The 13609-nt window shown below is 40.1% G+C and carries 11 protein-coding genes; 1 reads left to right on the plus strand and 10 read right to left on the minus strand.

All coding sequences use genetic code 11. The features are described from left to right. Positions 1–106: 106 nt before the first annotated feature. The 10 genes from pgk to AX762_RS08440 form a co-directional block, all read right to left on the minus strand. On the minus strand, positions 107–1294 hold the full coding sequence (gene pgk / locus AX762_RS08395) for a phosphoglycerate kinase (protein WP_071848693.1): 1188 nt from the start codon (positions 1292–1294) through the stop codon (positions 107–109). A gap of 230 nt (positions 1295–1524) precedes the next feature. Next, on the minus strand, positions 1525–2517 hold the full coding sequence (gene gap, locus AX762_RS08400) for a type I glyceraldehyde-3-phosphate dehydrogenase (protein ID WP_071848694.1): 993 nt from the start codon (positions 2515–2517) through the stop codon (positions 1525–1527). A 35-nt stretch (positions 2518–2552) separates the two neighbouring features. Continuing rightward, positions 2553–3614 (minus strand): sugar-binding transcriptional regulator, encoded by a 1062-nt coding sequence (locus AX762_RS08405; RefSeq protein WP_071848695.1) that lies wholly within the window; start codon positions 3612–3614, stop codon positions 2553–2555. 134 nt (positions 3615–3748) lie between these two features. Then, entirely contained in the window at positions 3749–4285 is a 537-nt protein-coding gene (locus tag AX762_RS08410; protein ID WP_071848696.1) for a thioredoxin domain-containing protein, read from the minus strand. A 164-nt stretch (positions 4286–4449) separates the two neighbouring features. Further along, positions 4450–5046 (minus strand): ATP-dependent Clp endopeptidase proteolytic subunit ClpP, encoded by a 597-nt coding sequence (gene clpP, locus AX762_RS08415; protein ID WP_071848697.1) that lies wholly within the window; start codon positions 5044–5046, stop codon positions 4450–4452. A gap of 184 nt (positions 5047–5230) precedes the next feature. Continuing rightward, entirely contained in the window at positions 5231–6667 is a 1437-nt protein-coding gene (locus AX762_RS08420; RefSeq protein WP_143139331.1) for a deoxyribodipyrimidine photo-lyase, read from the minus strand. A 178-nt stretch (positions 6668–6845) separates the two neighbouring features. Next, a complete protein-coding gene (locus AX762_RS08425; protein ID WP_071848699.1) occupies positions 6846–8423 on the minus strand; it encodes a Mur ligase family protein in 1578 nt (525 codons plus the stop codon). Between the two features lie 259 nt (positions 8424–8682). Continuing rightward, on the minus strand, positions 8683–9087 hold the full coding sequence (arsC, locus tag AX762_RS08430) for an arsenate reductase (thioredoxin) (protein ID WP_071848700.1): 405 nt from the start codon (positions 9085–9087) through the stop codon (positions 8683–8685). A 287-nt stretch (positions 9088–9374) separates the two neighbouring features. Next, on the minus strand, positions 9375–10253 hold the full coding sequence (locus AX762_RS08435; protein ID WP_071848701.1) for a universal stress protein: 879 nt from the start codon (positions 10251–10253) through the stop codon (positions 9375–9377). 310 nt (positions 10254–10563) lie between these two features. Further along, the gene (locus AX762_RS08440; RefSeq protein WP_071848702.1) at positions 10564–11997 is read right to left on the minus strand and encodes a 6-phospho-beta-glucosidase; all 1434 of its coding nucleotides are present in this window, start codon (positions 11995–11997) and stop codon (positions 10564–10566) included. A gap of 181 nt (positions 11998–12178) precedes the next feature. Between AX762_RS08440 and AX762_RS08445 the strand changes: the two genes are divergently transcribed. After that, positions 12179–13453, plus strand: a complete 1275-nt coding sequence (locus AX762_RS08445; RefSeq protein WP_071848703.1) for an NAD(P)/FAD-dependent oxidoreductase — start codon at positions 12179–12181, stop codon at positions 13451–13453. The last annotated feature ends 156 nt before the right edge of the window (positions 13454–13609 follow it).

Here is a 13609-nt window from a genome sequence, read left to right on the forward strand (position 1 = left end):
ATTCCCGGTGAGCAAAAGATGAATTTAACCATTGAGCAGTATGCTCATTCAGGCTAAATTCCCTATTTTTCACAGGAATCAGAACGACTTGGCTTGCTTTTCTTAATTACTTGTCTGAGATTGCTGCGATTCCTGGTAATTCTTTGCCTTCAAGGTATTCTAGTGAAGCTCCGCCACCTGTTGAAATGTGACTGAAGTCATCTTCAAAACCTAATTCTTGTGCTGCTGTAGCTGAATCTCCGCCACCGATGATTGTTGTTGCATCATCTAAATTAGCTAAGATTTCACATACAGCTGCGGTTCCTTTAGCAAAGTTTGACATTTCGAATACGCCCATTGGTCCGTTCCAGACAACTGTTTTTGCGCCTTTTAATTCTTTTTCAAAAAGCTCAATCGTTTTAGGTCCAATGTCTAATCCCATTTGTCCATCAGGAATATTCTCGCCTACAACATCTGTTGGTGCATCGTTTGAAAATTCTGGAGCAACAACTGAATCAACTGGTAAAACAAGTTTATCACCAGCTTTTTCCATTAATTCTTTCGCTAATGAAACTTTGTCTTCTTCTAATAGAGAATTACCGATATCATTACCTAATGCTTTATAGAAAGTATAAGTCATTCCGCCACCGACAAGAACTTTATCAGCTTTAGCAATCAGGTTTTCAATAACGCCAATTTTGTCAGAAACTTTTGCGCCACCTAAGATAGCCACAAATGGACGTTTCGGTTCATCTACTGCGCCACCGATGAAGTTGATTTCTTTTTCTACTAGGAAACCAGCTGCTGATTCCACGTTAGAAGCAATCCCAACGTTAGAAGCATGTGCTCGGTGAGCGGTTCCGAATGCATCGTTAACAAAGACGTCGCCTAAGCTTGCCCAGTATTTACCTAATTCAGGATCGTTTTTGCTTTCTTTTTTACCATCAACATCTTCAAAACGTGTGTTTTCAAACATCAAGACTGCGCCGTCAGCTAAGTTGTTTACAGCGTTCTCTAGTTCTTCACCGCGTGTTTCAGCAACGAATTTAACTTCTTTGCCTAACAATTCGCTTAGACGTTCTGATATAGGTTTCATTGACAAACCAGCTTTATCTTCATCACTTGCAACACGTCCTAAGTGAGAAAAGACAATTGCTTTTCCGCCTTGTTCTAAAACATATTCTATTGTTGGTAGTGCTGCTTGAATGCGGTTATCGTTAGATATTTTACCGTCTTTCATTGGCACGTTAAAATCAGCACGAACTAATACTTTTTTGCCTTTAAGCTCTAAGTCTTTTACAGTTTTCTTTGCCATTAGTCGAATCCATCCTTTCGAATATGAAAATTAACTCCTGAATTTCTTTATTTTTTACGTTTTTTACAAAAAAAAGGGGGAAGCGCGATCCCCTATATTTGATTGAACAAGTGTGATTGTCTGCTTACGCATTCATCGTTCTGTTCGCATAAATATTAGAGTAGTTGCTCCCCCCGCTTTATTTTATTTCTGTTTGATTAGGTGTAATAGAATATTCAGTACGCTAGAGATTATAAGCTAGAGAAATATTCTAAAGTACGTACCATGTTACCAGTAAAACCATATTCATTGTCATACCAAGCTACAGTTTTAACTATTTGACCATTTTTTCCACCCATGATTTTAGTTTGAGTAGCGTCAAAGATAGACCCTGCAGGTACACCAATTACGTCTGATGAAACAATGTCATCTTCATTGTATAAGAATGCATCACTTGAGTATTTTTTCATTGCTGCGTTTACTTGTTCTTCAGTTACTTCTTTATCTAAAGCAGAATATAATTCAACCATTGAACCAGTAATTGTTGGGATACGTACTGCAGTACCGTCAATTTTACCATCAACATTAGGAAGAACTAGTCCTACTGCTTTAGCAGCACCTGTTGAAGCTGGGATTGCGTTTGCTGCGCCGGCACGGTTTTTACGTCCGCCTGGTGAATCTTGTAATGCTTGAGTAGCAGTATAAGCATGGATTGTGCTCATTAAAGCATGGTCAATACCATATTCATTGTCTAATACGTTGACCATTGGTGCTAAACAGTTTGTAGTACATGAAGCTGCAGAGATAATTTTATCATCAGCTTCGATAGTTTCATGGTTTACACCATAAACGATTGTTTTCAAGTCGCCTTTAGCAGGTGCAGAAATCAATACGCGTTTTGCTCCAGCATCAACGTGTGATTGTGAAGCTTCTTTAGAAACATAGAAACCAGTACATTCTAATACGATATCGATTCCTAGGTCTCCCCATGGCAAGTTTTTAGCGTCTTTTTCTGCGAATGATTTGATTTCTTTGCCACCAACGATTAAAGCATCTTCTTTAACTTCTATTTCGTGAGGGAAAGAACCTTGAGCTGTATCGTATTTTAACAGATAAGCTAGATCTTCGTTGCTTGTTAAATCGTTAACTGCGACTACTTCTAATTCTGTATCCATTTCCAAGATACGACGAAGAGCCAAACGACCAATACGTCCAAAACCATTAATTGCTACTTTTACTGACATAATATAATTTCCTCCTATTAAATTCTAAATATATTTCATTTTAAAGGGTTTCCCCCATTTAAAATCTCATTTGCGGCTGCCTCATCCGTCACTAACCATGTGTGCGGAGGAGCAGTTTTCATGTGTGCTTCAATCGCCTTGGCTTTCTTTTTGCCACCGGCAACTGCAACGATATGTGGAATACTCGGTAACTTTGACGATTGCAAACCTATGCGAGAAAGTTTGTACACGATCTCACCCTCCAGATTGATAAACTCACCAAAAGCTTCAGCTACAGCTCTTGACTCTTCAAGCTGCTTCAACATCTGATCGTTCATTCCTCTGCGTTTAGCCATTTCCATCGCGTTACCTATACTGTACAAAACAATCGAGGCATTTTCAACTATTTCGAGCGTTTCCTTGATTTCAGGTTCTTCGAGCAACAGAGAATACGTTTCACTTCTGACATGCTCCGGCGCATAGAGCGCTCGGCTTTTACCGCCTGTTCGTCTTGCCATATTCTCAGCAATGACATTCGCCTGAATATCTACAGATTCACCCAGTCCACCTCTAGCTGGCACGAAGAGCAACTCCCGGTTTAATCCGATTTGCTGATCCATCGCTTTAGCTACTTGAACCATTGTCGTTCCGCCCATAACCGCAATTGTCGTTTTGCCCTCAGGAAGTAAAAAGTTCAGCACTTCCGTTGTGGCTCGTGCCATGTCACTGGTACCCGACTGATCGGCATCGGCATTTCCTAAAACGATCGTACAATGGTGAATACCTAGTTTGTTTGCTAACTTTGCTTCTTTTTCCTGTGATTGCACATGCTGTCCCATAAGTTTACCCAGTTGATGAAAGACCGTGATACCTGTCGTTGTACATTCCATACCTTGGGAAGAGGATTTAATCAAACCTTGATTACGTAAAACATCCACTTCTTTTCTCAACACCCGTTCAGTGAACTCCAAACGATTCGCTAATGCGCGACGTCCAATGGGTCCTACTTTTTGGATTTGACTCAGAATGTAATACCGCCGTTTCAATATGTGCAGTGTTCCTGGCGCAACTTTTTCGATTACCGACAGCATACTTGCACAAGCACCTTTCCTTTGCATCTATTGGTCAACTTTTTTAAATCAGGACAGCTATTCTTGTTTTAACTTCATTCATAGTGTAACAGGATGCGGGTCATAATTCAACCCATCAACCCAAATTTGCGGGACTTTTCAGGTCCTGCCAAACCTCTATTTTATCCGTTTTTTAACAACTCTTCTTCAATAATTTGTTTTAATTCATCTTCTGAAATGTTCTCATCAAAGATATGCTCACCTATCACAACAGTAGGAACCATCGAGACATTTACTTTTTCTGTTTCGTTAATGATAGCTTCTGATTGGTCTGAATTATTCTGCTTTACTGAATTCCTTTTGTCTTCTGCATAGGTTGCTATATCCGCTTTGGATAAGTTGCCCCATTCATCTAAATGATCCACATAATAATCGATGTCTTCCCGAGTTCGTTCAGGATCACCGTAATCAAGATAGCTGTGCAGAACATTCCCTTTGTCCAGTCCGGGCTTCTTTTTATCAAAATGCTTAACGATTCGTTCCACTTTACCATTCTTCTCGTATTCATCCAAAACGGTTGAAGCGGTCTCCCACCACATTTTGCAAAACGGACATCTTAAATTGATGAATTCAACAACTTTGACAGGTGCTTCGGGATCTCCAAAATGAAATCCCCCCTCTGTCGTAATTGCATTCCTATTGATTACAGATATATCCATCCACACACTCCCTTCATTATTACTCTACTTTTACAATTATACTCTCGAAAAAAATAGATGACCAGTCAAACGCTTTATCATTATTACTTACTTCACCAATAAATTATAATGAGTAAGCCAGAAAAACGACCTGCTCTGTTGAGCAGATCGTTTCAATTAAAAAATTATTCAGCTAAATCAGCAGTACTATCCATGATTTCATCTACGATACCGTATGCTTTTGCTTCTTGTGCCGTCATGAAGAAGTCGCGATCTGTGTCGCGTTCGATTACTTCTACACTGTTACCCGTACGTTCAACCAAAATTTTGTTTAAACGGTCTCTTGTTTTCAAGATATGTCTGGCAGCGATTTCGATTTCAGTTGCCTGACCTTGCGCGCCACCTAAAGGTTGGTGAATCAATATTTCAGTGTTTGGTAAAGCAAATCGTTTACCTTTGACACCAGCGGCAAGCAAGAAACTTCCCATAGAAGCTGCTAAACCGATAGCAATCGTTTGAACATCAGCTTTGATGAAGTTCATAGTGTCAAAGATAGCCAATCCTGCTGTAACGCTTCCTCCTGGAGAATTGATGTATAGATAGATGTCTTTCTCAGGATCTTGTGCATCCAGGAATAATAACTGGGCTATAATTGAGTTAGCGACTTGATCGTCAACTGGCCCACCCAACATAATAATGCGGTCTTTCAATAAACGGGAATAAATGTCATAAGCACGTTCACCACGTGGCGATTGTTCGATAACTGTAGGTACTAAATTCATCTAATTTCCTCCTAAAATATGATTCTAAATAAGTGTAGCATAATTTTATATTGAATTGAATCTAAATAAATTATATCGCATTGGTCAGTAAAGGTCAAATAGTAAAAATCTAGAAACAGTCTAGCTTGATTCTGTTTTGTAGACCGATATTTAAAACCAACCAAATCGACCTGATATTATACTTTTACTTTGGATCTGCAGCTTTCATGTTTTCTGTTTTCTTTTTGCTGTTTTCAAACGCCTGGATGGCCAGCTCCCGACTTCTTTTATGCGAGACGATCGGTCCCGGATAATCTTCACCGATCACCACACCAAAGGTTTCTTGTTCTTCTGCTGTAAGTTTTGACGGTTCATGTATCTTCTTATTATCGATATGTTTAAGTTCGGGGACATACTTTTTGATGAAACTGCCATCTTTATCGAACTTTTCTGACTGTGTTGTCGGATTGAACACTCTAAAGTAAGGAACGCCATCCGCACCGGTTGAGGAGGCCCATTGCCAACCGCCTATGTTGCTGGCTGCATCATAATCACTCAGCATTTCCTGAAAATACTTTTCTCCCCATCTCCAGTCGGTCAGTAGATCCTTTGTCAGGAACGAAGCCGTTACCATGCGTAACCGATTATGCATCCACCCGGTTTCATTGAGTTGTCGCATTGCCGCATCCACGATCGGGAATCCGGTCTGACCTTCTTTCCATTTTTTGAAATTCTGTTCATTATTATCCCATTCCACCTGGCGGAAAGATGGATTGATAGAGACTTCTTTTTGGTCAGGATGGGTGGCATAAATCGCATTGTAGAAATCTCTCCATGCCAGTTCTTGAATAAAGGTGTGTTTTCCTAAAGAGTTTTCCGCCCGATTCACTCTGTCAAAAACGGTTCGAATGGAAATTTCTCCCGCTCTTAAATGTTTAGATAGATGACTCGTCGCATCCTTCAACGGGTAATCTCTTGCTTCTTTGTAGTCACTTAAATGGTTTTCAACAAAATCATTCAAGCGTTTATGGGCTTCTTGAGTGCCTGATTGGTGATTATCAATATGAACCTGTCTATCAAGCAGTTGGTCAAACTGATTCTCGTCTTCTATGAAAACAGGCTGTTTGACTGTTTTTTCAGCGTCAAAATTCACATCGACCACATGAGGTTTCTGCAGTTCTTTCCATTTATTAAAGTAAGGCGTAAACACTTTGTAATATGTTCCGGAATTAGTTTTTATTTCCTGTGCTGAATGGAGGTGATGGTCATGATACCCATGAGCTTTGATGCCTAGTTCCTTAAACAATCCTCCCGCTACTTTGTCTCGTTCCAGCCCGTATCCTTTCTCATCTCTATTTATATAGACATCAGACCAGTTCGGGAGTTCTTTCTTCAGTCTCGTAAAACAATCTTTTAAATCTCCGTAAAGAATATGTAAAGTTGCACCCTTTTCTTTCAGCTCTTCTTGAAGAATCACTACACTCTTGAAAAAGGCTGACTGATTAATGGACCCCTCACCTAAAAATTGCTCTGGATTCACATGGAATAATAAAAACAGCTCATCAGATTCTTCTATGGCATGCTTCAGTGCTACATTGTCTTCCAGTCTCAAATCTCTTCTAAACCACATGACTGCTACCAAGCGACCCCTCCTCATTATTTAAATAACACGCGTTACCATTTTATCATACATTGGCTCTCAGTTTATGACCGGGTGCATCTTTCTACACCAGATTCTTCTTCTATCAAACGAAACCACAATTAACTTTTGCATTTTCACAAAGCACGACCTCTCTATTGATGGTGCTTTTTTTCAGCCTTCAACTGTCCGCAGGTGAAGGCATGCCAACTAATTTAGTCTTTAATACGTCCCTGATTGCTTTCTGATCGACATAAGGATACATTTCCATCAGTAACTCCAGACATAATTTTGCGCCATCATCCATCCCTCTTGCTCCGGAGATGAGAAAGAGATCACCGTGTTCCATTCTGTTCAGACCTAATGTCAACGCATCTTCTAGTTCTTCAAAGAAATCGACTTCGATTTGAGCCTTTTCCATACTATACAAAAAGGTGTACAGTTCTTCTTTTAGCACTCGATCTTTTTCTTTCACATGTAAGCGACTAGCCGTTAAGATTATTTTATCTATGTTCAATTTATGGCACCACCTAGCCATGACTTCTGCATTTTGCCTGCTCAACTTCAGGCCATTATTTCCTCTGATCGCATGGACGATATGAAAGGATTTATAGTTAAGATCTTCTACTGTCTTCATAGATGAATCGATATTATTTTCATTTAGCAGCAAATCATCAATAATGGTGAATTCATTATCATAAAGGACATGAAAGCGTCTTTCTACTCCTTTAAATTTTTCGATTTCTAATTTTACATAGTAAAGAGGTAGATCATTCAGTAGAGCTGTCAAGATGGCCGTTGTAGCATTGTAGACTGAGTGGTAGCCAGGTACCGTTAGTATAATTTCAAACGAGAATGGATCAATCTTTTTGCCGCTCAAAGTAATTAGGGGCTCGGTAAGGTTGAATGTAAAAGTGGGTTTTCCAGATGAAATATCTATGTCTGACAGATTCACCGTTCCTGAGGTGTTCTCAATTCCAAACGTCACGACTTGTGCTTTCGTCTGGTTTATCAGTGGAATCAACAGTGGTTCATCAATATTAAGAAGCGCCACACTTTCTTTTGAGGCTTCCCGTATGAGTGACGCCTTAGCATCGAAATAGGACTCGAAAGAACCATGCAGATCGATATGATCGTGGTTGATGTTGGTGAACGCAACGATATCAAAGTGCGTTTGACCAACACGTTTGAGATCTAGAGCTGACGATGACACTTCCATCGATACATGTGAGACGCCTTCGTCAATCATATTGGCTAAGTACTTTTGCAGATCCGCAGATTCCGGTGTCGTTAATACACTTTTTTCGATCCTGTCTTTACTTTTGATCATCACCGTTCCAATAAGACCCGTATCTAGACCGTAACCGCGAAGTAATGCATCAGTCATATAGGTGATCGTTGTCTTACCATTGGTACCAGTGACACCAAACAGTCGCAGATTTTTGGAAGGTTGATCATAAAAATTGCCGGCTATAATCGCTAAGGCTTCACGACTGTCCGTTACTTTTATTTGGGGGATCTTCAGTCCCGTCAGGTATCTTTCAACAATAAGCGCTGAAGCACCATGTCCAGCTGCCATTTCCGCATAATTATGTCCATCCGTGTGATAACCTCGAATACAAATGAACAAGGTCCCAGGTGCCACTTCACTGGAATGGTAAGCTATTTTTTGGATTTCTATTGCGTTCAGGTCTGTTTTCAGGCTCGGATAATCTTTTGAGATGATCTCCACAGATTTTAATGCAGTGCCTAATTTCATTATAATAGGTTCCTCTCTAGGATTAATTTAAGCTCATTCAACTCTTCTATATTTTTTCTAGCGTTAAAACATTAGATAATATTAGTAATCACTTACAAGTTTACTGTTTTATTCCTTAATTATCATCTTTTATGCTTTTAAATACTTCAAAAAAAGAACCCCTTCTTGTTAGATTTTTCGTCCAACTTCAAAGGAGCAGCACAATAAAACTATAGATTTTTTACAATTTTTCGGGCACAGACTCTTCTACTCGTCAGCCCTACTTGATTGCTTTTACTTTTTCTTTGATCGTCTCTCTCGTTTCACGGAACACTGATAAAATTTCTTCCTCTGTCCCGGTTGCTTTTGCCGGATCTTCTAGATCCCAGTGTTCATGGATTACCCCGGACGGTATAGTTGGACATTTATCCCTGGCGTCGCCGCATAGCGTGATGATTAAATCAGCTTGATTAAAGTACTCGTTCTCAATCATATCTGAATTTTGCTTCGTAATATCTATGCCATCCTCGGCCATTACTTTAATAGCTCTAGGGTTCAGCCCATGTGCTTCAATCCCGGCACTTCTCACTTCAAATTTAGCCGGATCTAAAAACTTGTGACCATACCCTTCAGCGATTTGACTTCGGCATGAATTACCCGTGCACAAAAAATATATTTTTTTCATAATCATCCTCCAGATTGTTTAGATCTATAGTCGTTGATCAGGCCAACATTTTGCGAATACCTTTTTGCCCTGCATTATTACTTTAACATTCATGCTGACATCATGCATCAAAAAAGTACCTGCTCTCTATTGATTTACGTAGCAAGTTACTGCACTCATCTGTCACTTTTTTCATTCTAATAAATAGGACTGCTATACTCGTTTGAGCACAGCAGACCTATAATTTTTTGTTATTAGACCTATCGACTATGAAACCTTGGCTTTATCAACTTGATATCTCTTCGGTTTTATTTCCTAAAAGCTGGTATCAGTAGAACTGATGAACTAGATCTTCTGGCAACGTTGTTACTCACACTGCCTAAAAATAATTGTTTTACGAAACCTCTACCTTGGCTACCCAAGACAACAAGTTTTATGTCTCGCTCTTTCACTAATTTCAAAATTTCAACAGATGGTGAACCGAAGCGTATCACTGTATCTACTTCAACCTCTCCACCACCGCTGATTGTCTGCTTCATGTCCTCCAGACGTTTAGCATCGATTTCATTAAATCTCTCAAGTTTATCGCTGAGATGAGGGACGATCTTGGATTCATCCTGGATATGCGTCAATGTGATTTTTTTTGCACCTTCAGCTATTATTTTTTTCAAATGATCAAAAGCGTATTCCGCATTCTCTGAAAAATCTGTCGGAAATAAAACACTATCTCCTATGCCACAGTTTATTGCCTCAACAGTTTCTTCACCTTTTTTCTTTTTTTCAAGAAGTCTGATTAATAAAACAGGTTTTTGCGCGTATCTAATGACATCATAGGCGAAACTGCCAAACATTCGTACTTTCATCATGTTTTCACTTTCTGCACCGACAACAATAACTGAATAACCCTCTTTCTCGGCTATTTCATTCATTTCATTATCCACTGAACCACTGAGGATCCTCGTATCTACAGTAAAACCTTTTTTTTCAAGCATTCCTTTTTGTTCCTGTAAGATGCTATCCATAAAGACAGTCGAATAACTCAAGGCAGCAGACGTGACCTCTTGCATACTTAAACATTGTGCTAACAATATCTCTTTTGTTCCATATTCTTTCAAACTATCCAGACACTCAACCAGGGCATATGAAGATTTGGACAAATCAGTCGCAACCATTATTTTTTCAAACATTTTACATCCTCCTTTAATTTCTCCTTTTATGTAAGATAGCTTTCTATTATTCATCAAAACCGTAATTTCCATGCCCCAACGATAGAAATAAATAATTCGAATTTCTAAAACATGACTAATTTAGTAATGATTTCACGTTAAGTATACGGTTACGTTTGTGACTTATCAAACAATACAGTTTGAATTTTTTATGCTCTACAGTATTTCATTTCATCTCTCAACAACTGCTCGTCGTTATGAGATCAGTCGCGTAAGTGAACACGAAAAAAAGCGCCAGCCCAAAGGAACAGCACTTTTCATTCATATTCAACTATTCGTTGCTTAAGTCTTCACCGTTTGTTTCAATAACATTTTTGTACCAGTAGAATGATTTTTTAGGTGTTCTTTCCAATGTTCCGTTACCTTCGTTATCACGATCCACGTAGATGTAACCGTAACGTTTCTTCATCTCACCTGTTCCGGCACTGACTAAGTCGATACATCCCCAGGAAGTATAACCCATCAAGTCTACGCCATCCAATTCTACGGCATCCTTCATTGCTTTGATGTGTGATGATAAATAATCGATACGGTAATCGTCTTCGACATAGCCGTTTTCATCCGGCGTATCGATAGCGCCGAGACCATTTTCTACCACAAACAGAGGTTTCTGATAGCGATCGTAGATCTCGTTCATTGTGATACGAATACCAAGTGGATCGATCTGCCATCCCCACTCACTTGCTTCAAGATAAGGGTTTTTCACGGATGCGAAGATGTTGCCTTCTGATTTCTCTTTATTTTCCGGATCACCAGAAGCAACACAACTTGAATAGTAAGAGAATGAAATAAAGTCGACCGTATATTCTTTGAGCAGTTCTTTATCGCCTTCTTCAAATGGAATTTCAATGCCTTCACGTTCCAGCTCTTTCAGGGCATAAGCCGGATATTCCCCACGTGATTGAACATCAATGAAGAAGTAATTTTGTCTGTCTGCTTGTTGTGCGGCCAGAACATCTACCGGGTTAGGTGTGTTCGGGTAATACTTACCTGCAGCCAGCATACAGCCTACTTGAATTTCCGGATCCACTTCACGGGCGATTTTGGTTGCCAGAGCACTGGATACTAATTCATGGTGAGCCGCTTGATAGATCACTTGCTTTTTGTTTTCGCCTTCTTCGAACACCAGGCCGGCACCCATGAACGGTGCATGCAGAATGATATTGATCTCGTTGAAGGTCAACCAGTATTTGACCAAACCTTTGTAGCGAGTAAACAAGGTGCGGGTCAAGTTACCATAGAAATCGACCATCTTACGGTTGCGCCAGCCTCCGTATTCTTTGATCAGGTGCATTGGACAATCAAAGTGCGTGATCGTAACCAGTGGTTCAATGCCGTGTTTGTGACATTCTTTGAATAAATCTTCATAAAATTTTAGTCCGTCTTCATTAGGTTCTGTTTCATCACCTTTAGGGAAGATGCGTGTCCAGGCGATAGACAGTCGATAGGTTTTGAATCCCATTTCGCCGAACAGGGCAATGTCTTCTTTGTAGCGGTGAAAATGATCGATCGCTTCTTTGGCAGGGTAAAAATGCTCGTCATCAAAATCTAAATGTTTTACTTTTCCAGAAATAATAGCCCGACGATCTTCGCCGACTGGTGCGACGTCCACATTCGCCAGTCCTCTTCCGCCTTCGTCATATCCGCCTTCCAGCTGGTTAGCCGCTGTTGCGCCGCCCCATAAGAAATCTTTTTTGAATCCCATGTGTCTTCCTCCTAGTAGTTTATATATGGTGTTGTTTTTCCAGTACTCTTTCAGTTTATAGAGTGTAATCCATTACATACAAGACAAATCGTAAAATAAATTCACTTTTTGTTAACTAGTTTAATGCCGAATATTATGTTAAAGTGGCTGTGACTATAGTCTTAGGAAAGAGGAAATTGAAATGACACACTATGATGTCCTTGTAATCGGTGGCGGAACAAGTGGAATGATGGCTGCTATTTCGGCAGCAGAACATGGCGCTACTGTTGGACTTATTGAAAAGAACAAATTTGTTGGACGAAAACTACTGGTGACTGGAAATGGTCGCTGTAATGTAACCAACAATCTTGACAAAGAAGAAATCATTGCCCATATCCCGGGAAACGGACGCTTCTTGTACAGTGCTTTTTATCAGTACGATAACTACGATATTATGAAATTCTTTCAATCACGTGGAATCGATTTAAAGGAAGAAGACCACGGCCGGATGTTCCCGACAACCGATAAATCACGAACGATCGTTGATGCCTTGAAACAAGTTATTGAAGATTTAAAGATCGATTTGCATATCGATGCTCCCGTTGATGCCGTTTTATATGATGATGAAAAAGTGACGGGAGTCAGACTGATCGACGGCCGTGAATTCACAGCAACCTCGGTCATCCTGTCTACCGGTGGACGCGCGATGCCTAAGACCGGTTCGACAGGCGACGGGTATCAATGGGCAAAAAGAGCCGGACATACCATCAAAGAATTGTACCCGACTGAAGTACCGATCACATCCAATGAATCCTTTATTGAGGGACGGATCTTGCAAGGGTTGTCCTTGAGAGACATCAATCTTAGTGTTTTAAACAAGAAAAACAAATCAGTGATCACGCATCGAATGGATATGATTTTCACTCATTTAGGCATTTCTGGTCCTGCCGTGCTGCGTTGTTCCATGTTTGTCCTGCAGACGATGAAACGCGACAAGACCGATTTTGCCACGATGACGATCGATTCCCTTCCGGATCAGTCCCTAGGAGAATTGAAGCAGAAATTCGAACAGTTGAAAAAGCACGACGGTGATAAGAGCATTAAAAATGTTCTGAAACAGTTCGGTCCCGAACGTTACATTCTGTTCGGTTTAGAACACCAATCTATCGACAGCGATAATGCTTTCAAGACATTGACCCCTAAAGAAGTCGAAGCGATCATAGCCTTTCTTAAAGACTTCCGCTTTGACGTACACGGGTCACTGCCGATCGAAAAAGCCTTCGTTACTGGCGGTGGCGTGCATACGAAAGAAGTGAATCCTAAGACCCTTGAGAGTAAAAAGAAAAAGAACTTGTATTTCACAGGCGAAATTCTTGATTACAATGGCTATACCGGCGGCTACAACATCACCGGCGCCTTCATTACCGGTCGAGTAGCTGGGATGCATGCGGCCGAGTCAGCCTTAGCTCAAAAATAAACGAAGAATGAAACCCTTGTCGGTTGATAGCCGACAAGGGTTTTTTATTTAGCTTTTTTAATGCAGATCAATCTGGCTGTGCCAGATTTTCCTTTTTATATTTTAAAAGATCTTTTGGAAATAAAGAATGGACTTATTGATGCTTAGGTCGAGTTC

The sequence above is a fragment of the Alkalibacterium sp. 20 genome (assembly GCF_001885615.1).
In the GTDB taxonomy this organism is placed as follows: Bacteria; Bacillota; Bacilli; order Lactobacillales; family Carnobacteriaceae_A; genus Alkalibacterium.